General features: G+C 46.6%; 11 protein-coding genes. 6 read left to right on the forward strand and 5 right to left on the reverse strand.

Annotated elements, in window-relative coordinates; translation table 11 throughout:
• The first annotated feature begins 14 nt into the window (after positions 1-14).
• From recC to KFE26_RS12410, 4 genes are all read left to right on the forward strand, one after another.
• Positions 15-3,815: an exodeoxyribonuclease V subunit gamma gene (recC, locus tag KFE26_RS12395; protein ID WP_212600567.1), complete on the forward strand. Its 3,801-nt coding sequence runs from the start codon at positions 15-17 to the stop codon at positions 3,813-3,815.
• Positions 3,812-7,600: an exodeoxyribonuclease V subunit beta gene (recB, locus tag KFE26_RS12400; protein WP_212600568.1), complete on the forward strand. Its 3,789-nt coding sequence runs from the start codon at positions 3,812-3,814 to the stop codon at positions 7,598-7,600. Before recC ends, recB begins: the two co-directional genes overlap by 4 nt.
• Entirely contained in the window at positions 7,597-9,813 is a 2,217-nt protein-coding gene (gene recD / locus KFE26_RS12405; protein WP_212600569.1) for an exodeoxyribonuclease V subunit alpha, read from the forward strand. The genes recB and recD overlap by 4 nt, the downstream gene beginning before the upstream one ends.
• Positions 9,814-9,904: 91 nt before the next feature.
• Positions 9,905-10,300 carry a hypothetical protein gene (locus KFE26_RS12410; RefSeq protein ID WP_249195710.1) on the forward strand — a complete coding sequence of 132 codons (396 nt, stop codon included), beginning with the start codon at positions 9,905-9,907 and terminating at the stop codon, positions 10,298-10,300.
• Positions 10,301-10,464: 164 nt separating this feature from the next.
• Here KFE26_RS12410 and KFE26_RS12415 read toward each other — a convergent pair whose 3' ends face one another.
• Positions 10,465-10,935: a GNAT family N-acetyltransferase gene (locus KFE26_RS12415; RefSeq protein WP_212600570.1), complete on the reverse strand. Its 471-nt coding sequence runs from the start codon at positions 10,933-10,935 to the stop codon at positions 10,465-10,467.
• 321 nt (positions 10,936-11,256) lie between these two features.
• Here KFE26_RS12415 and KFE26_RS12420 point away from each other — a divergent pair, with 321 nt between their 5' ends.
• Positions 11,257-12,270: a D-alanine--D-alanine ligase gene (locus KFE26_RS12420; protein WP_212600571.1), complete on the forward strand. Its 1,014-nt coding sequence runs from the start codon at positions 11,257-11,259 to the stop codon at positions 12,268-12,270.
• A gap of 206 nt (positions 12,271-12,476) precedes the next feature.
• On the opposite strand, the gene KFE26_RS12425 is transcribed toward KFE26_RS12420, so the two are convergent.
• The 4 genes from KFE26_RS12425 to KFE26_RS12440 form a co-directional block, all read right to left on the reverse strand.
• The gene (locus KFE26_RS12425) at positions 12,477-14,741 is read right to left on the reverse strand and encodes an EAL domain-containing protein (RefSeq protein WP_212600572.1); all 2,265 of its coding nucleotides are present in this window, start codon (positions 14,739-14,741) and stop codon (positions 12,477-12,479) included.
• A 148-nt stretch (positions 14,742-14,889) separates the two neighbouring features.
• Positions 14,890-16,104, reverse strand: coding sequence for an RsmB/NOP family class I SAM-dependent RNA methyltransferase (locus tag KFE26_RS12430; protein WP_212600573.1), 1,215 nt, complete (start codon positions 16,102-16,104; stop codon positions 14,890-14,892).
• 144 nt (positions 16,105-16,248) lie between these two features.
• Positions 16,249-17,520, reverse strand: coding sequence for a sugar MFS transporter (locus KFE26_RS12435; protein ID WP_212600574.1), 1,272 nt, complete (start codon positions 17,518-17,520; stop codon positions 16,249-16,251).
• Between the two features lie 141 nt (positions 17,521-17,661).
• Entirely contained in the window at positions 17,662-19,284 is a 1,623-nt protein-coding gene (locus KFE26_RS12440) for an alpha-glucosidase (protein ID WP_212600575.1), read from the reverse strand.
• Positions 19,285-19,780: 496 nt separating this feature from the next.
• On the opposite strand from KFE26_RS12440, the gene KFE26_RS12445 reads away from it, so the two are divergent.
• A complete protein-coding gene (locus tag KFE26_RS12445) occupies positions 19,781-22,603 on the forward strand; it encodes a TonB-dependent receptor (RefSeq protein ID WP_212600576.1) in 2,823 nt (940 codons plus the stop codon).
• Positions 22,604-22,685 lie beyond the last annotated feature (82 nt).

Consider the following 22,685-nt stretch of genomic DNA (forward strand, 5'->3'; position numbering starts at 1 on the left):
ATGCCGAGTTGCACATGCTAAAGTTAATCCAGTCCAATCAGATGGAAGTGCTCTGCGCCCATTTAGCCGCTTACCTGACCCAACCCCTTGCCTTTGCACGTCTACTGAGTAATGAGCATATTTTGGTGCAGAGCCCTGGCATGTCGACTTGGCTGCGCCTCGAAATCGCCAAACAAAATGGGATTGCCGCCGCATTGGAATTTCCGCTGCCATCGAGCTTTACTTGGCAGTTGTGCCATGACTTATTACCCGATGTGCCTAAGGACAACGCCTTCACTAAAGCGGCGATGACGTGGAAGCTGATGCAACTTTTACCGCGCATGTTGCAAAATGACGCCTTTGGGCCATTGAGACACTATCTAGGCCATGTGCAAGGTAATAGCCTAGACAATATGCTAGACAGCACGTCAACCATAAATACCGCCGATACGAGTGAACATCTCAACACCAGTGCTCTGACGGCTGACGACATTAAGCTGTACCAACTCTGTGGCCGTATCGCCGATATCTTCGACCAATACTTAGTGTATCGCCCCGATTGGATTTTAGCGTGGGAGCAAAACGAGCATCCCGAATCACTCACCAAGCCGCTGAATGAAGACCAACGCTGGCAACCCATTTTATGGCGCGCACTGATTGCCTTTAACCGCGATGAGCTCCATCAAAGCCATTACCACAGGGCCAACCTGCACAGCGACTTAATTACCGCGCTGAATAATCCCGACACGTCACTCGCTAAATTGCCGCAACGCTTATTTGTGTTTGGCATTTCCTCGATGGCGCCGCAAACCCTCGAAGTGCTTTACCATCTGGCAGGCCGTATCGATGTGATCGTGCTTGGCTTAAGCCCGTGTCAGCACTATTGGGGCGACATTGTTGATCCCCGTAATCGTGCCCGCATGGCGGTGCAATATGCGGGTAAACGCCAATTAGCCGAACTGTGGGAAGATAAACTAGAAGTGGGTAACCCGCTGCTTGCCAATAACGGCAAGATGGGCCGTGAATTACTCGATATGCTGCTTGAGCTCCCCGCCGAACACTGCGACTTTGGCGATGATGTGTATTGTGAGCCCTGTGACGATCCCAACTCGCCACACAGTCATGCCAGCATGCTCCACGGCGTGCAATACGATATTTTAGAGATGCAAACCTTAGACAGAGTGCTAGGGCCAGATGCCGAGCTGTACCAAAATGTCGAGAACAGACGCCTACTAAAGCGCGACGATGAATCCATTCGAGTCAAGAGTTGTCACAGCCCACTGCGGGAAGTCGAAACACTGCACGATCACTTGCTTGAGTTACTCAGCAATAATGTCGACCTGACACCCAAAGACATAGTGGTCATGATGCCCGATGTCGCCGCCTACGCCCCCTATATCGATGCAGTCTTCTCGGCGAAGCAAGGCCTGCATTACATTCCCTACGCCATTGCCGACCGCGGTGCAGCGCAGGAATCACCGCTCATTAATAGCTTTTTAAATTTACTTGGGATTAATCAAAGTCGTTTTGGTCTGACCGACATTTTGAGCATACTCGAAGTGCCCGCCATTTTGCGCCGTTTCCAGCTCGATGACGATGAATTGCAACTGATCCGCCGCTGGTTAGATGAAGCGGGCGTGCGCTGGGGTCGCGATGAACAAAGCCGCCTTAAACAAGGTGTGCCAGCGTTTGAGCAAAACTCCTGGGCCTTTGGTATTAAAAGGCTGATTTTAGGTTACGCCTTGAGTGACGATGCGCCGCTCTACCAAGACCATCTTGTCGTCACTGGCATCGAAGGCCAATCGGCGCAGGCGTTAGGTAAGCTACTCAATTTTATTGAAGTGCTCGATGAAACGGCGCAAATACTCGCCCAGCCACAAGTGGGCGCCCTGCGTTTAGCGGAATTAACTGAGCTACTAGATGCCTTCTACGACACCGATGAAGACGAGCGCGAACAATTACAGGAAATCCGCGATGCCATTGCCGCCCTAGAGCAAGAGTTACTGTCAGCGGGCAGGCCCTTGGATACAAGAACGTTGGATACAAACCCGTTAGCGCCGCTAGCCCAAGAGAACATAAGCGGACTGAGCCTCAGTATTGAAGTGCTGCAACAGTGGTTTAATCAACGCTTAACCGAATCTCGGGTCGGCCAGCGTTATCTTGCGGGGAGCGTGAACTTTTGTACCTTAATGCCGATGCGCTCGATTCCTTTTAAGGTCGTGTGTTTACTCGGTATGAATGATGGGGTTTATCCTAGGGTTCAACATCCCGTTGGCTTTGATTTAATGGCGCATTTCGGTGCCCGTAAAGGCGATCGCTCCCGCCGCCTCGATGACAGATATTTGTTTTTAGAAGCCTTATTATCGGCGCGGGAACAACTGTATATCAGCTATATTGGCCGCAGCGAACGGGATAACTCTGAGCGTATCGCCTCTATGCTCGTCTCTGAGCTGATTGAATATTGTCAGCTGTGCTATTTACCTGAAGCCCTATTGATTCAATCGCAAAACGCTGCAAGCGTAATTGAACCTGAGGATGCCGAAAAAGCCCTCTATAACGCGATTGTCAGCCACCAGCCACTGCAACCCTTTGATCCCAAGTTGTATCAAGCCACAGTAAAACGTGATGACAAAGATGGCTCAAGCATAGGCCAAAGTTACAGCCTGCAATGGTGTCCACCCAATACGGACACTGCTGGCACACATGCGGGCCGCTTTATCGGCGTGCAAACTCGCATCATGCTCGAAGCGGATGAACAAGACTCAGTGCCAGATACAGAGGCACAGCCAGCTTCTGAGCACGAACAACAGCAAAGTAAGAAAGTGGATGTGTCAGCCCTGATCCGTTTCTTTCGAAATCCAGCGCAGTACTTCTTCAACCGTACATTAAAAGTCGATCTCAGCCTTAATATTCAGGCCGATGATAATGACGAGCCCTTTAGCTTGAATGCCCTAGAGCGCTATATGTTACAGGCCAAGTTACTCGATGATGCCATAGGCCAAGGCCTAACTGAGCCCGATATCGAGCTGATTAAACGCCTCAAAGCCAGTGGCACTTTGCCCATGCAGCCCTTCGATGATTTGCTACTGCGCCAATATCAGCATGATATTAAACCTTTGATTGGCAGAACCTTGTTCCTCAAGGGAGAACAAGCCAGCAGTCACGCCGATATTAAACTCGTGATTGACTTGCCCATCACGGCGGGTAAATCCCAGCAAGTGTTACTGCAAGGCCGTATCGATGATATTAGCCCTAAGGGGTTAGTGAATTACCGTCCTGGTAGCGCCCACGGTCGCGATGTGCTGAGGTTGTACCTTCGCCACCTGTGTTTAATGGCAATGGGCCACACACATGCAAGCTATCTACTCGACATGGGGCACTTCCACGCCTTAGCGCCAATCACAGCTGAGCGCGCCCATGCGTTACTGGCCGATTTGTTGGTGTTGTTTTACCAAGGCCAACAACACCCACTGTGTTTTATGCCGCGCACGTCACTGGCCTACGTCAGCTGCGAGGGTGAGCACGATGAGCGTTTGCAGCAAGCGTTACCCGAATGGTTAGATGAGCAGAGTCAATTGGGTGAAACTGCTTTTGGAGAAGGAAATGAACCCCATTACCAGCGATTATTTAGTTTCCCGCGGGATTTCTCTGAGGATAGCTTTGGCGCATTAGCCGAGCGTATCTATCGCCCTATGGTGAGTTTATATCTCAAAGACACACTGGCTCAGCTTGAGGAATTTGCGCTTAACGATGGCATGAGCCAAGGCCCTGCTAATGAAACACAGGCTCTCGCACCACATTTGAACCGCAATAGCGCACAGGGAGAGCAAGCATGAGTGAACAGATGCCGTTGAACACGCAAGCCTTACAGTCTGCACCACAAGCGCTTGATCCTCTCACTCTGCCCTTTGGCGGTAGTCGTCTTATTGAGGCCAGCGCTGGCACAGGTAAAACCTACACGATTTCAGGTCTTTACTTACGCTTATTGCTTGGTGATAGCATTCCTGCGCCGCTGACCTGTGAGCAAATTCTCGTGGTTACCTTCACCAATGCGGCCACCGAAGAGTTAAGAGATCGTATTCGCCGGCGTATTCAAGTCGCCTTTAAGTGCTTCTTAGGGCTAACGATTGCCGATCCCTTTGTGCAGGCGCTGTATGACAACACCCCAGAGAGTGATCGCGCCATTGCCCTGAGGCGATTCGATCTCGCCCTTAAATCCCTCGACGAAGCGGCGATTTTTACCATTCACGGTTTCTGTCAGCGAATTTTATCGGATCTCGCCTTTGAGTCTTCCTTGCTGTTCGAATCGGACTTTACCTTGGACGACAGCGAATTTTTGCACCATGCCGTGCGGGATTTTTGGCGTGAGGCCTGTTATCCGCTGCCCGATTACTTAGCGCAAATCATTGCCAAGGAATTTGGCGAGCCCGATGGTTTAGTCAAACAGTTGCGACCGCTCCTTGGCGCCAGTCAAGCAAAGCCTCTGAAACCCGCGCTTAAGTTTGATGCCTTAGCCCTGTCACTACGCCAAAGTTTAGAGCGCTTTAAATTAGCTTGGCCACGGGGGCGCGATGGCTTATTGGTATTGCTACACAGTTTGCCACTCAACGGCACCCGCTTTGGCAAAGCAACGGATAAGTACCCCAAGCTCGCCGCCATGTTCGATGCGCTGGATAACTGGCTCACCTTCGGGCATGGGTTGCCTCCACTGAAAGAGTTAGAAGCCTTATCGCTGTCTGAGTTAAAACTCAACAAGGGCGGCGTGATCCCAAGTGTGAGCGAAGCGCCGCTGATGGATCATATGGAGCAACTCGCCACATTGATTGCCGCCATTAAACCAGCATTTTTATATAGCGCGAAACTCGGCATAAGCGAGCGATTTGCCCAGCAAAAACAACAAAAAAATGTGCTGACCCCAGATGACTTACTCACGACATTAGCGAGAGCGTTAAACGCCAATAATGAAACCTTGCCCAAAGCCGTGGCAACACGCTTTCCCGTCGCGCTTATTGATGAATTCCAAGATACCGATCCGCTGCAATTTGCGATCTTCTCTGGCATCTACCAAGACCGCTACTCATTTGAGCAGCAAGGCAAAAACGATACAGAAAATAAGCTCAGCCTGTTGATGATTGGCGATCCTAAGCAAGCCATTTATGCCTTTCGCGGCGCCGATATCCATACCTATATTGAGGCCCGTCATCATACGCAGGCCCACTATCATCTGGATACCAACTACCGCTCAAGCGCAAACATGGTCGCTGGGGTTAACCATCTGTTTAGCCAGCATCACGATCCTTTTATCAGTCAGTCGATCCCCTTTGATAGCGTGAAAACGCCCAGCAGTGCTAAAGGGAAAATCCTCACTGAAAAAACCGCCAATCCAGCCGCCTTAAGATTAAGACTCTTAAGCGAAAGTGCAGAAAACGGCCTCAATAAAACCACGGCAAGACACTTGCTCGCCGAAGACGCGGCGGCACAAATTACCCGTTTACTGACAGATGCGGCCAATGGCGAATGCCACAGCCCTAAAGGGCCTTTGATCGCCAAAGACATCGCCATCTTAGTGCGGGATCGCAACGAAGCGGCAGTGATGAAAACCGCATTAAGTAAACGCCACATAGGCGCGGTGTTTTTAAGTCGCGACAGTGTGTTCGATACCCTTGAAGCGCGGGAAATGGCGTTAATTTTGCGATCTCTAGCGAACCCTAAAGATGAACTGGCACTGCGCAGCGCCCTAGCCACGGCATTATTGGGCTATAGCGCCGAGCAAATCCATGCCTTTAACCAAGATGAAGAGCACAGACAGCTGTTATTAGAGCAATTTTTTAACTTGCACCAAGTGTGGCAGAAACGCGGCATCATGCCCGCGCTACTAAGCCTTGCCAATAGCACTAAACTGATTGACCGTTTACTGCACACCGCCAGTGCAGAGGTCGATGCTCAAGAGCAAGATGCCACAAACGGTGAGCGTCGCCTGACGGATTTTCGCCACCTTGCCGAGCTATTACAACAAAAAGCCACCGAACTTGATGGTATGAGTGCCCTACTCAATTGGTATGAACAGCAACTGATTGATAACACAGGCACCGATGAACAGCAGCTACGCCTTGAGAGCGAGCAGAATCTAGTACAGATCGTCACTATCCATAAGAGTAAGGGCCTTGAGTATCCCGTGTGTTTTGTGCCCTTTGTCAGCCTAGCCCGTGATAATCGCCGCCGCCCGACGCCTATGCTGTACCACAGAACTAACGATGCAGGTGAGCAAGAGCTAGTGTGGGATATCGAAGGCACGGATGACGGTTGGGAGCGCGCAAAACAAGAAACCTTGGCCGAAGACTTACGCCTATTATATGTGGCGCTCACTCGCCCTGTGTATTTGTGTTACTTGTATATCGCCAACCACAGTCGTCAGCTTAAAAATGGCCTTAAAAGTCAGCTGCATGAAACCGCCATCGGCTATCTGCTCTGCATAGGCGACTCAGAATGTGACTTTGCCCGTATCTGCAATGCAACGCAGCTACTCGCTCAAGATGTGGAAGCCATAAGTCTTGATAAGGTGCCCAATGACATAGACGAGCGCCCATTGCCCTCAAGCCAAGACATAGCGCAAATACTTAGCGCGAAAACCTTAACCCGCCAATACTGCACGCCGTGGCGAGTCGGCAGTTATTCAGGTCTCGTTAAAAATACCAGCCATGGTAAAACCACGCCGGGTGCCGACGATGAAATATTAGGTACGCTTGAATATATGGCTGCGCAAACACTCTCTATTCCTGATGAGGCAAGTCATGATCTGCAGGATGACATGCTCAATCGCTTTAACTTTGAGCGCGGCGCCAATGCTGGTAGCTTTATGCATTTAGTGTTAGAAGAGATTGATTTTACGCAGGCAGAAATCGACTTACCGCTGCAATTGCCTAAAGCCATGTTGCAATACGGTATCGCGCCCGAATGGCAAACAGTATTACATACTTGGTATTTGGATGTGCTGCATGCACCGCTTTGCGCGATACCGCACGCCTTAGAGTCGCAAGTCACGGGGCATGTAAGCGCCGTCAAACCTGCTCATCCAGATCTGTGCTTAGCCAAGTTATCGCCACAGAATACCTTAGTCGAAATGGAGTTTTATTTACCCTTAAGCGAACTTAAAGATACTGAACTCAATACGCTACTGCAGCAATTTGGCTATGAGTCGACACTTAAGTTTGATGATCTCAAGGGCATGCTCAAAGGCTTTATCGATTTAACCTTTGAATACCAAGGTCAATATTATATCGCCGACTATAAGTCGAATCATTTAGGCGACAACATCAATGCCTATCATCAGAGCGCGCTGCAAAGCGCAATAACCGATCACAGGTACGATTTGCAGTACATTCTCTATTCATTGGCGCTACACAGGTATTTGAGTTTACGCCTGCCAAGTTATGACTACGACAGCCACATCGGCGGTTGTTATTACTTGTTCTTACGGGGGATGTCGGCTCAATATCCCGGCTATGGTATTTATTACGACAAGCCGCCGAAGGCACTTATTCTCGCGCTAGATTCACTTTTTAATGACAATTTATTTCACAGCAAGTTGGCTCGTGCAATCGATACAGGAGTCACGGCATGATGCGCTCAACCCAAGGGCTAAATGCACATTCACTCACAGCGGCGAAATGGATAGATCATGGCGCAATTCAGCTTACAGCGCCGCTGCCAGAGCTGTTAAAACAGTGGGAGCAAGAACGACTGCTCATGCCACTAGATCGGCATTTCGCACTCGAAATGAGTCACTTGCATCCAACCGATAGCCAACATCCCTTGTTTATTTTGCTGTGTGCGCTATTAAGCCAGCAATTATCTTCACAGCACAGTTGCCTAGTGCTTGCCCATATTGTGCCACTTAATCCCATGGCCGAACAAAATAGCCATTGTAAAATCACCTTAAGCCTGGAAGCACTCACTGAGACCTTACAAACCTTTGATGCCGTCGGCCAAGCGGGCAGTAACAAACCGCTTATTTTTGATAATGGCAGACTCTATTTACAACGTTATCATCAATTTGAAACCTCAGTGGCCGCCTCATTAATCCGCTTGTCCGGAAGCGTATCTAAGCACTTATCTGAAGAAGCAAGCCACCAAAAGCAACCGCAAATCGCTAAGTTGAGGTCACTGCTAGATCAACTGTTCCCTGCCAATGTGCTCGCGCCCCATGCACTCACTACCAATGTACTAACTAACAGTGAAGACACAGCACCCATTGATTGGCAAAAGGTCGCCACGGCCACAGCGCTGGGTAAAAAACTGTCGGTGATCACTGGCGGCCCAGGGACGGGCAAAACCACTACTGTGACTAAGCTTTTATTATTGCTACAAATGGAATCACAGCAGGAAATCCGTTTAGTCGCGCCAACGGGAAAAGCGGCGGCTCGCTTAAGCGAATCAATCAAAGCCTCAAAAGCGCGTCTGGCGAAGGAACTCAGCGCCCATGCTAATGTTATTGATGAAGCTCGCAATAGAAATAGCCAAGACTTTTTAACGGCTCTGGGCCGCATTCCAGAGGAGGCATCAACCTTACACAGGCTGCTTGGGGTGATCCCCAATTCGCCGCACTTTCGCCACCATCAAGGTAATCCGCTTAGGCTCGACTTATTGATTGTCGACGAAGCCTCTATGGTCGATTTGCCCATGATGTATAAACTGCTCAGCGCACTGCCTGAGCACGCCAGTTTGATTTTACTCGGCGATCAAGACCAACTCGCCTCGGTTGAGGCGGGCGCTGTGCTCGCCGATATTTGTGCGGGCCTTAAAATACCAGTAGATCCCAATAACCTTGCTCAGAACAACATAGCGTCAAACAGCCCTGCTCTGTGGCAAATGCGCTATTCCAAGGAACAAGCCGAGCGTCTGAGTGCTTTAACGGGTTTTGAGTTAACGCCCTATATCAGCGACGCCCCTAAACTTGGCGATAGCTTATGTATGCTAATGCACAGCCACAGATTTAAAGACGATGCAGGGATTGGACTGCTCGCCAGTGCCGTCAATCGCGCAGATCTTCAAAGTATTTTGCAGGTATGGCAACAGGGACCTGCAGAATTGAGCTGGTTAGAACACAGTATGGTCGTAAGCCAAACCCAAGCCAAAGTGAGCGAGCCTGCTAATAATATGGGACTCAGTTCACTTCTGGAGCAAGCCTGCCAGCAATATGGCGCTTATCTCGGTGCCTTGAATAGCCATGCAAGTAACAATGATGCAAGTAATAGTGATGTAGGCACACGTCCAAGCACAGCAGACATCATTGAACGCTTTAACCAGTACCGTATTCTATGTGCTATGCGCTCGGGCGATTATGGGGTTGAAGGCATCAATCAGTATGTGACTCAAGCACTGGCAAATGCCAAGCTGATTAAACCACTACAGGAGTTTTATCTGGGTCGGCCGATTATCATCCAAAGCAATGACTACAACTTAGGCCTGTTTAACGGTGATATCGGATTGATTTTGCAGGATGAAGATAAACCCGAACGTTTAATGGCGCACTTTATCAAGGCCGATGGCAGCCTGTTAAAAGTCTTGCCAGCCCGTTTGCCCAGCCATGAAACCTGTTACGCCATGACAGTACACAAGAGCCAAGGCAGCGAATTTAGCCGTGTGGCCTTAGTATTGCCGCCGAGCCCCAGCCTAGCCCAGTGGCAACTGCTGACCAAAGAGTTGGTCTACACCGCCATCACCCGCGCTAAAGTCCACTTTACCTGCTTAGGCACCCAGCACGTATTCGAGCGGGCCAGTAGCCAAGCAACCCAACGCGCATCGGGTCTTGCCGACCGCCTTTGGGGTGAATGAAGCTTTGTGGTCAATGGGGAACACTTTAAGAACTACATTTTAAGATATGACTTTTAGATTTACTCTAACCATGAAACTAAGGATTTAAACATTGATTAAAAAGGACATTATTACACTTAAGGATCTACAAGCCGTTATTGCCTTGTTTGACGCCATAGCACCAGATGCCGCTTTACCTAAGCGTTATTATGAAAAAACCCGCTATATCCAGTGGTCAGAATTTAAAGACATGCAGGTATACGCACTCGACTTTGAGCCCTATTTAACGATTAACCAGCGTTGTAATATGACGTATTTTGGCATACATCAAAGTACGCGACGTTTATACCTAGCACACTGTAATGATGCTGGCCACGCACCGCGCTGGGAAGCGAGACCAGTGACCTTAGCGCAACTGATGGATGTCGAGTTAATGGTGAATTTACATAAAAATCATGCCTATAACTTAGGGCTAAACATCTGTTTTGATCTGAACTACTTACTCTGAGCTTTTGTATTAATGTACAAATTCACATGACTAAATATCTGCTGTGGGCTAGGCAATATCAGTTGCTAAAATCAATTTGAAATTATCAATGTCACCCGCAACGTTTTTCCGGTACCCGAAGGCACAAGGACAACGGATCTGTTTATGCTCGCTCGAGCCAAGAATTAGCCGTTTGGTTCGCTCAAAACTAAGCTGTAGCGAAAGGATGTTTTGGTAAACCCTATACTTTCATAGTATTGCTGTGTGGCAATGCGCTGCATCGATGTAGTGAGTTCGAGTAACTGGCAATTCTCTTGCTTTCCCCTCTCTTTCGCAAAGGCGATCAACTGAGAACCAACGCCCTGACCCCGCATGTCGGCATCCACCACAATTGCGGTTATACGACAGATACGACTCAAGGCGGGGAAATAATCAAAGAACATTAAGGCCATCACAGCGACAACTTGCAGGTCACCCTGCGCATTATGTTGCTCATACACCAGTAATTCATCACTGCGGCGCAGAGAATCATGCTGATATTGGCTTAACGTCTGGGCTAAAGCGGCATAGGGCAAAGAATAACCGAGTTGCTCAAGTAATACCTGCACACTATCTGTATCCTGTAAGCGGGCTAACCGAATGTTTTTATTCACCATGAGATACCATGCTGTAATGCGCCTAAAGTAAGTGTCACTCGTACTGGGTTGCACAGTTTAGATGACGGTGACGAAGCAATAGTCCAACGACATTGCCATCTCACGCCACAAAAATCAAAATAAACCCGACAAAGGCACAACCCCATATTTGCAATGCGATGTAATGCGTTAAAATTCACCACTTAATAGCCATCAGTCAGCAAAACCTTGCACTCATAGGGGCAAGAAAACTAAGATGACAGCGGCTGTACTATAGGATGATATTCGTATTGCCACAGGCCGATGTCATCCGATTTTGCTCACTTTGAGGAATCACTCACAATGTCTAAGATCAACCTGCTTTTGCTGTGCGGCGGCGGAAGTGCCGAACACGATATTTCACTCATGTCGGCCAATTATTTTGAAACCTCACTGGCAAAATCCGAGCAGTTTTGTGTATTGCGTGTCGAACTGGATAAATTTGGTCAATACCGCACCGCTGCGGGTGATGATTGTGAACTGACCAATAGCCGCGAAATTCGCTTCCGCGATGAGAGCAAAGCCCCATGGCCGGTCGATTACGTCATTCCCTGCATTCATGGCTATCCCGGCGAAACAGGTGACATTCAATCCTATTTTAATTTGATCCAACTGCCCTATTTTGGCTGTGAATCCGAGGCTAGCAGTAACTGCTTTAATAAGATCACCGCTAAAATGTGGTTCTCTGCCTTAGGTATTCCGAATACCCCGTATATTTTCCTAAACCAATTCGATGATGCAGCAATAGAGCAAACCCAAGCCGCATTAGCACTATGGGGATCCATCTTCGTCAAAGCGGCCTCACAGGGTTCCTCTGTTGGTTGTTATAAAGTCGATGACAGCGATAAAGTCGCTGGCGTGCTTAAAGATGCTTTCGGCTATGCGCCCTATGTTATCGTTGAAAAAACCATTAAAGCCCGTGAGTTAGAAGTCGCAGTATACGAGTACAACGGTGAAGTGGTGGCGACAGTACCAGGTGAAATCATCTGTGATACCAACACCTTCTACACCTTCGATGAGAAATACGCCAAAAACAGTAAAGCACGCACCGATGTGGTGGCGCAGAATGTGTCGGCTGAGATCAGTGAACAAATCCGCGCCTATGCAATCAAGGCATTTAAAGGAATGAAGCTGCGTCACTTATCGCGCATCGACTTTTTCTTAACCGCGGATAATGAAATTTTACTAAATGAAATCAATACCTTCCCAGGTTCTACGCCGATTTCTATGTTCCCCAAAATGCTGCAAAATCACGGTCATGATTTTACTGAATACTTGAGTCTAGTGATTAACAGCCAGATAACCGCTAAATCTTAGCGCTCGCCACCTGACTCAATATGAACGCAGAGACTCAGTGCAGCACCTTTTTTCAGTAATAAAAAGAGCGCCTCGGCGCTCTTTTTATTTATTATGTTTCAATGTGTTATATCTAAAACTTGAATTATTACCTTACATCTAAACCCAATATTAAAATCAGACTGTCACTGATTAAGCCGCCCTCACATCTAGGTCAAACATCAAGGTCAAACGTCAAACCCCTTATGCAGCTCAGCTTGCTTTGCCAACAGGGCAAAGAATGCAGCTTTGGGCATAGGCTTATAAAATAAATATCCTTGAATTTCTTGAATATGATTCGCCATTACAAATTTTAGCTGGGACTCAGTTTCTACCCCTTCTGCCGTCACAGTTAAATCTAACGCATGGCTTAAACGCACTATGGCCTCCACCAACGCTTCGTGGCGTTTGCCTTCATCTAATCTGTCGATAAAGCTCTTATCGATTTTAATTTGATCGATAGGAAAATTAGCTAAATAAGATAGAGATGAGTAACCCGTCCCGAAATCATCTAAGGAAATTTTAATCCCTTTAACTCGCAAACCATTAAGTACATCAATAAGATACGTATGCTGCTTCATCAATAAAGATTCAGTGATCTCAAGGGTTAATCTATCATAAGGGAAATCTGTCACCTCAAGTTGCTCGGTAATCGCAGCAAAGGATTCCACAAAGGCATCTTGTAGTTCATGGGACCAAAACTCAAAAGTCGAGACATTCACCGATAAATTAATGGGCCAATTTCGTTCCTGCATTTCTAAAATAGTCTGCATAGCACCAAGGCGAACATCTCGACCAATATCAACGATTAAACCACTGTTCTCAGCGATGGGAATAAATTCATCGGGTGGAATAAACGTTCCCTCATGCTGCCAGCGCAGCAGCACTTCAGCACGGACAATCAAGCCTGTGGTCGCATTGACTATGGGTTGGTAATAAAGCTCGAAGGTATGTTGATCTAATGCCTGCTTAAGCTGATTATGAAGGCTAGCAACACGCTCGGCATTTAGCTGCATTTGTTCAGTAAAAAAATGATATCGATTGCGACCATTTGCCTTAGAAATATACATGGCCTGATCGGCACAATTTAACAACTGTTCAAGATCGAGGGCATCTTCAGGAAAACGTGCAATCCCTATACTTACCGAGCTATAAACGCCTTTTCCATCGGCTAGCACATAATGTTTTGCCACATTTTTGTTAATTGTATCTGCAATTTGTGCCAATTCTTTCTGGTTAACAACCCCAGGTAATAACAAGGCAAACTCATCCCCTCCTAAGCGTGCAAACACCATAGTGTCATCAACACACTCGCTGATCTGTTTAACCACTTGCACTAACAGCGCATCACCTTTGTCATGGCCATGGGTGTCGTTAACTTGCTTAAAGTTATCTAAATCCATCAACATAAAACTAAAGCCGGGTGTCAAACTGTCGGAGGTAATTAACGCTTGGATCTGCTTGAATAACGCATTGCGGTTAGCAAGTCCGGTAAGAGAGTCATTATTGGCCTGATACTTAATCAGCTGCGCCGCTTTCTTACGTTCACTAATGTCTGAAAATAGCCATGCAAAACAGGGTTGCTGATCATTGGACTCTCGGAAGGTCGTGACGATAAGGTCAAGATAAAACTCCTCGCCATTTCCCCTAAGACCCACCAACTCACCCTGCCACATTCTGTCCTGAGTTAAATGCTCAAATAACCCCACTAATTCATTAGATTGGGATGATGCTAAAAAAATCTTAGGATGAAAGTTAGCAATATCAGTATCTTGAGGGATAACTATATGTCTGAAAGCGGGATTAGCATAGAGAACTGCATCGTCAGAATTGGAAATAACCAGAGCAAGGGGTAAACGGTCAAAAATTTTCACAGCTAAATGCTGAAACTCCATTGCACGACTGCGTTCAATGGCTAAACTCGCCAGTCTTGCCGCCTCAGAAATGAGCTCTAAATCCTGCTCTGTTGGGGATTTTATCGTGTCATAATACATGGCAAATGTGCCTAGCACTTTGCCATGAGTATCTTTGATAGGTTCTGACCAACAAGATTTAAGACCTGCACGTAATGGCAGTTCTTTATAATTAACCCAGTAAGGATGTTGAGCGATATCTTCAACGATGACACGCTGCGCATAATAGGCTGCCGTGCCACAAGAACCCACATTGGGGCCAATTTCGACACCATTAATGGCTTGATTGTAACTGTCGGGTAAATTGGGGGCGGCACCTAATAACAGACGTTTACCGTCAGCACTGAGCAGTAACACAGACCCTCTGGTTCCTACTTTTTGAGCTTCGATTTTTAAGACTAAGGCGTGCAAGATTTCATGTAGCGGTGCGCCATTGAGCAGCATAGAAAGAATACTGCTATAACAAGCTATGCTGACATTGTGGGCGAGTTTAACGTCTGCATGATCGAGCAGATCTGGAAGGTTAACGCCGTACGCCATAATTTCCTTAAGAGCAAAGTTGCAATATAAATACTGATTAACAATGTTAAATATTTATAACTTATAAGAAATTCTAGGCACTAATGTTAATTAAGTAAACCCTTTACCTGCGCGGTAAAAGGTTTACTTTAGTCTAAAAAGCAATGCTTTATTCTTGAATACGTTCAAGTTTGGCAAGGTAAAAGCCATCAAAGCCGCTATCGGCTGGGCTGATACTTTCATCCTCAATCAGGCGAAAGTTGGGGTTCTCGGCTAAAAACGCATCCACTTGACCGCGGTTCTCGCAAGGGAAGATAGAACAAGTCGCATAGACGACTATGCCACCGACTTTGACCATGCGGCTGTAACTGTTCAAAATGTGTTTTTGCAGTTCCATTAACACGGGTAAACGCTCTACGGTATCACGCCATTTTGCATCGGGATTACGCTTTAATACACCCAAACCAGAGCAAGGCACATCAAGCAATACCCTATCGGCACTGAGCTTTAAGCGTTTAATGGTTTTACTGCTGGCGATAACACGGGTTTCGACATTGTGTGCCCCATTACGACGGGCACGCTCCTTAAGTTTGTCGAGTTTCCATTGCTCCACATCCATGGCCAACAAGCGTCCTTTACCCTGCATTTGTGCAGCTATATGTAAAGTTTTGCCGCCAGCACCCGCGCAAGCATCAATAACTTTCATCCCCGGCTTGGCATCAAGCGCCGCAGCTACGCGCTGAGAGCCCGCATCCTGCTGCTCGAATAAGCCATCTTTAAAGCTTTGGGTACGGAACAAGGCTGAATCGGAGGTCACTTCAAGGGCGGAATCAACCCCATCAACACAGAGCGTGCTCACAAACTCAGCGGCAAGTTTAGCGGCCAGTTCATCACGAGTCACCTTAAGGCTATTAGCGCGTAAAAAACGTTTCGGCGCTGTACTTAACGCGGCGCGCTCTTTTTCCCAAGACTCACCTAGTTGCTCACGGCCCATAACATCGAGCCACTCAGGGCAACCGTCCCACAACACAGGCTTAGTTTTCGCTTGCTCGGTGCGCTCAGCTAAACGCGCCTCATCAACTTGCAACGAATATTGCATTTTAGGCAATTCAAGCCCATGGAATAAATGCCAGGCATTAAGCAATTTAGAGCCAAAACGCTCCATCTCATCTGGGCTGATTTCCGCCAGATAACAATATAGATTTAAACGACGTAGGATATCACCCGTCGTCAATGCGATACGCGCCTGCTCGGCGGGTACTAATTGCAACCCAGAAAAATGCTGAGAATAGGCCCGATCTAAGGGTTTTCCTTGGCTCAGCACCATAGTTAAGATACTGATCACTAATTCGTTCGAGCTGGCAGAAAGCGGAGAATTCAACATTTAAAAGGTCACCATGAATGATAAAACCGGAGGATCATAGGAGGTCAGGCCTTAATACGCAAGCGCGCTGGCGCCGAGTTAAGGTTAAAGCCATAAAAAAAAGCGATCCTAAGATCGCTTTTTTGCCACAGTCAGTTTAACCCATTACATTTTTGAGCCTTTAGCCCCGTAGAACAGGATAAAACCATAACAAATCACGGGCAGAATAAAGGCGAGCTGAACGCCAAGATTATCCGCTAACATGCCTTGGAATAAAGGCAAAATCGCGCCGCCCACAATCGCCAAACACAGAATGCCACTGCCCTGTGAAGTGTGTGGACCTAAATCACGAAGCGCTAAGCTGAAGATCGTTGGGAACATAATCGAGTTAAATAATCCCACCCCAAGGATTGCCCACATGGCAATGCTGCCACTGGTTGTCATCGCTGCAACCACAAGTAGCGCCGCCATAAAAGCATTAAATGCAAGCACTGAGCCTGCTGGTACTTTTTGCATCACCACAGAGCCAATGAAACGTCCCACCATAGCGCCGCCCCAATAATAGGCGATGTAATGGGCGGCTTCGGCTTCTGGCATACCCGCTATATGGCTTTCACCTAAGAAGCTAACTAAAAAGCTACCGATAGACACTTCTGCGCCGACATACACGAAAATACCCACAGCACCGAGCACTAAGTGCTTGCTTTGTAAGGCACTGGTTTTACCTAGATGGGTCTGAACTTCACCTTGAACACTTTCATCATGCTCACGGATCACAGGTAAATCTAACTTCGCAAAAATCAGCGCTAAAATTGCCAAGGCGCCAGAAAGTAACAGGTATGGCAGTTTAACCACTTCTGCTTCAGCGCTCGCTTGGGCTAAATCGCCTGATACTGAACTGACAACAGAAAGAATTAACATAGCACCAAAAAACGGTGCAACCGTTGTGCCTAAGGCGTTGAACGCTTGCGTTAAGTTCAAACGACTCGACGCAGTTTCGCGACTGCCTAAGGCATTGACATAAGGATTGGCTGCCACTTGCAGGATTGTGATGCCTGATGCCAAAACAAATAATGCACCGAGGAACAAGTTGTAAGTAGCGAGGGCCGCCGCAGGATAAAACAGCGCACAACCAATACTTGCAATCACGAGACCAGTAACAATTCCCTTTTGATAACCCAGCTTTTTCACTAAGTTACCCGCAGGGATTGAGACTAGAAAATAAGCACCGAAGAAACAAAACTGGATCAACATAGCTTGAGTATAATTCAGTGAAAACACAGCTTTAAGATGCGGGATCAGAATATCGTTCAAGCAAGTGATGAAACCCCACATAAAAAACAGTGAAGTCAATGAGATCAAGGCAAAACGATAACTGCCCGACCCATTTTCGCCAGTGCTGCTCGTGTAGCTACCGGTATTAATTGATGACGCCATAGTTATTCTCTCTGTATGTTTTTATTATCAGGAACTAATTAAGGTTACATTCCCCATGGTGCCCGTGGGCGGGTTTATATCAAACTGTGGGCTTGGGATCCCGTATCTATAACACTTCAACCGAATAAAAATGAATCATTTTCACTTTAACACTGCATAAAAGCTGGTAAATGCCGAAAACTTCAGCTGATTGTGTTCTATTTGTGCGGTTTTAAGGCCATGTCCCGTCAGCGACTCACTGATTTCAAATGCAGAGAAATCAAACTCGACCTCGGTATCACCTAAATTGAATCCCACAAACACTTTGATATCGCCTAAGGTGCGAACAAAGGCCAAAATGGGCTCCTTTGTATCAACAAATTTAATATCACCTTCAACTAACACTGGGTGTAACTTACGCCAAGCCAGAAAACGTCGATAACCATTGAGCATAGAATCAGCATCAGATTCTTGTACATCCACAGCTAACGCTTGGTGCGCAGGTGGAATTGGCAGCCAAGGAGAAACATCACTAAAGCCAATAAAGTCAGCGCCTTGCTGCCACGGCATTGGCGTACGGCAACCATCACGCCCCTTAAACATAGGCCAAAATGTTTTGCCAAAGGGATCTTGCAGCTCATGGTATTCAATTGGCGCCTCGGTTAGACCGAGTTCTTCACCTTGATAACTACATATACTGCCGCGCAGCGAACTTAGCATGGCATTGAGCATTTTGACCATGTCTGAATTCAGCTTACCTTGCCCCCAACGACTCGCTACACGCTGCACATCATGATTGCCGATAGCCCAACATGGCCAGCCATCACCTATGCTCGCTTCCAAAGCCTCTACGGTTTGGCGAATATAACTTGCGCTGTAATCATCAGTAAGCAACTCAAAACTGTATGCCATATGCAGGCGATCTTCGCCCTTAGTGTAGGCAGCCATTACAGCCAAAGAATCTTCGGCAGAGACTTCGCCTAAGGTCACCGCTCCTGGATAGCGATTGATGAGCTTTCGTAAATCTTCAATAAAAGCGATGGTTTGCGGACGGTCATTATTGTAGTAATGGTATTGATAAGCGTAAGGGTTATCTTCACTGAAACCACGGCCCTGACGTTTATCCTTAGGCTTTGGCGGATTATCCCTGAGCAGTTCATCGTGATAACAGAAGGTAATGGCATCTAAGCGGAAGCCATCTACCCCCTTTTTAAGCCAAAATTCAACGTTATCCAGCACAGCTTGGCGCACTTCGGGATGATGGAAATTAATATCGGGCTGACTACGCAGGAAGTTATGTAAATAGTATTGCTGTCTGCGCGGTTCCCACTCCCAAGCACAACCGCCAAAAATCGCGAGCCAGTTGTTAGGCGCTGTACCGTCTTCCTTAGGATCGGCCCACACATACCAATCCGCCTTGGGATTCGAACGGTTCTCGCGGCTCTCAATAAACCACGCATGTTGGTCCGAGGTATGACTTAATACTTGATCAATAATGACCTTAATACCTAAACCGTGGGCTTTTTCAATCAATTCATCGAAATCATGCATAGTGCCAAAAAGAGGGTCAACTTCGCGGTAATCACTGATGTCGTAGCCAAAATCTGCCATAGGAGATTTAAAGAAAGGTGAAATCCAGATGGCATCGACATTGAGACTCGCAATGTAATCCAGCTTTATGATAATGCCGCGTAAATCCCCGACGCCGTCACCATTAGTATCTAAAAGGCTACGCGGATAAATTTGGTAAATCACTGCACCACGCCACCACGTTAACTCACTCATTGTTGCCCCTTTTATCATTATTCTACAGCGAACTTTCCCTGACACACTCAAGCAAACAGTTATCGTTTTGTTACTGCAGAGTAAAGTCATCGCGGCTTCTTTTGTGTTACCGAGCATACGTGAAGAGGGAAATAAGGTTCAATACACCTGCATACGTATGCAGAAGATGCAGCCAATAGTCACATGACATCACAATGAAATTTACTTTTTATTAACAGTCACTTGATTGCAAAATAAAATCATTTTATTCCCTGAGTTCACCCTCTATCACAGTCTATTCTTAACTCTGCTAGGTATTGAATACGTATGCACTCTGTTGTTCAGCTAAGAAACTCGGGAGTAGTATCTTCACCGTTGCATAACAATTTGGTCATAAACGCAGCACTTATGCAGTCAATTAAGCGCCCATATACCAAAAAAAGGCCGCAAAAATAACGCGGTGATAACGATAAAACGCTCTACAAAGCGATAAAGCGACTCCAAGGGGAAGAGAGATATGATGCGATTTAAACCCAGTTTGCTAACCTTAGCGCTCATCGCCGCAGGTGCCAGTATGCACTCCTATGCGGCAGATGAAGTGACCACAGATAAGGAAGCAAAAGCAAAAGAAGCTGCTATTGAGGTTATTGAAGTTAAAGGCTTTAGAACCAGTGTCATCAAATCACTAAATGATAAACGCTTTGGAGATACCGTCTCTGAATCGATTTCAGCAGATGATCTTGGCGCCCTTCCCGATCAGTCAATCGCTGATGCACTGACTCGCTTACCAGGCGTGACCGCAGTGCGCACTGGTGGACAAGCAAGCGGCCTCAATATTCGAGGTCTTGATGGTGATTTCGTCTTTGCAACACTTAATGGACACGAACAAGTGACAACGGGCGGTAAACGCGCGATTGAGTTTGACCAATATCCATCCGAATTAATTAGTCAAGCCGCCGTCTATAAAACACCAAAAGCCTCGCTGATTGAAGGTGGCGTCGCCGGTACGGTAGAATTAAAAACCGCAGATCCCTTAAAAAGCGACAAAGACCAATCATTTAATATCAATGCTCGCGGCAGTTTTAATGACAGAGCGGATGAGATTTCCGATGCCGATCAATATGGCAACCGTCTTAGCTTTGCCTATCAAGGCAAATTCCTTGAAGATACACTCGGTGTGGCGCTAGGCTATGCCCATTTGTACCAACCTTATGTTGCCAGTCAATTCATTGGTTTACGTTTCAATGACGGTAAACAAGATGTCAATGGCGATAATATTTTAGAATCAAACAGTGAAGGTTTTGAACTGCAGCAAAAAGGTGGTGATGATACTCGCGATGGTTATATGGCGGCTATCCATTGGCAACCTACAGACAATCTTAGTGTGAAAAGTGATTTATTCCATTCAAAATTCACTTCCGAAAACTTTGCTAGAGGCTTCCGAGTCAAGTCATTAAAAAATGGTACTTTCAGTGATCCCGTTGTCGAAAATGGCTCTATTACTGGTGGAACCATATCAACCACTGGCAATGATAACTTTGCTGTTTTTGTGATTAACGATAACGACTCAAAATATTCAGAACTGACATCAGGCTCAGTCAATATTGAGTGGAATAATGGCGGCGCCTTGACTATCGCAGGTGATGTGAGCTATTCAAAAGCCGATGGCGAGTTCGTCAACGGTGGTACGCGTGCCGTTCTATATGATGATATAGGTAATGAAGTACGCTCAGCAGAATCAATCACCTATAGACTACATGGATTGAATCCTGCGGATGTCAGTTTTTCACACGACTATACAGATACGGCGACTTTGGGTTTAAAAGAAGTGGGTATGTGGCCATACGATCAACAAAACGATCTTGTCGCCTACAAGTTAGACTTTAACTATGTGTTAGATTCTGGTTTCTTAACTTCAGTTGATTTTGGTCTGCGCTACTCAGAACGTGAGTTTAATGCGCAACGTTCACAAGCAGGTTATGGTTTTGAATTTGGTAAAAACCCAACTAACCAGCCCGTGCTTCAAATGAACACTGACATGACAAATGTCGTCAACTTTGGCGGTGAATTATCTGGTTACCCTAGCTTCCTTTCCGTTGATTTTAACAAAGCCATTGAGCTGATTAACGCACAGTTAGCGGCAACAGGACAATCCCCTTTCACCCCGACAGCCAATTGGTCTAATAACTGGACCATGATCCAAAGCGGTTCGGTCAATGAAGATGTATTAGCTGGCTATGTCCAAGGTAATCTCGAGTTTGACTTAGGCGATATGAAAGTCACGGGTAACGTGGGCGTGCGTGTTGTTCAAACAGATCAAAGCAGTAAAGGTCTACAACAAGTTGGCTATGGCCTAGGTGAAGCGATTACTGATGAACTTGGCGTGATCAGTACCGATTATATCCGTAACGAGATAGGTAAAACCTATACCGATTATTTACCGTCACTCAACTTAACTTTCCACCTCACTGAAAATGATCAACTGCGCTTTGCTGCAGCCTCTGTGATGTCACGTCCTCCAATCGACAAGCTAAAGTCAGGCATGGGATCTTGGTATGACGATTCTGCTACACCGGGATACAAAAAGTACAATGCTTGGGGTAACACCAGTCCTCTACTCGATCCGTTCTATGCAGATCAATACGACTTATCTTACGAGCACTATTTTGAAGATTCTGAAGGTGCGGTTGTCGTAGCCTTGTTCTACAAAGATATTAAATCCTTTATCAACAACTTTACAATCCAACCATTTGATTTTGAAGGTAATGGATTTATCGTCCCCGATACTATTATCGATAATGGTGTTGAATTCCCAGTAGTAAAAGATGAAGGTCAATATCAAACTGCAATCAACAACGACAATGGCGGCTACATTCGTGGTGTTGAGTTAGGTTATACCCAAATATTTGATTTCCTACCCTCGCCACTCAGCGGTCTTGGCTTCACTGGCAGCTACTCGTATTCAGACAGTGAAGTGGAATTTACCACAGATTTAAGTGGTTCAAACTTAACCATTCCATTACCAGGGTTATCAGAAAGCGTACTCAACACCACCTTGTTCTATACTCTGGATGGTTTCGATACTCGCGTCAGCATGAGATATCGTAGTAGCTATGTTTCAGAACAAGTGGCAGTTGAATCACAACTTGCTTTCTTCGATGCCGAAACAATTGTGGATTATCAAGCTTCATACGCACTGGAAAATGGACTTAAGTTCTTATTCCAAATTAATAACTTAACCGATGAGCCGAACAAAACCTATTTTGGTGAAGAACATCAAACAGGAACAATCCAATACTTCGGTAGACAGTACTTCCTAGGGTTAAGTTACTCTTTATAAACTACCCCAAATAAAGCCTGCTTCAATTAAGAAGCAGGCTTTTGCTTATGCAGATTTCAGCATTTCTAACATTCATCATGCC

It is taken from the genome of Shewanella sp. M16, assembly GCF_018224605.1.
GTDB classification, from domain to species: Bacteria; Pseudomonadota; Gammaproteobacteria; order Enterobacterales; family Shewanellaceae; genus Shewanella; species Shewanella oncorhynchi.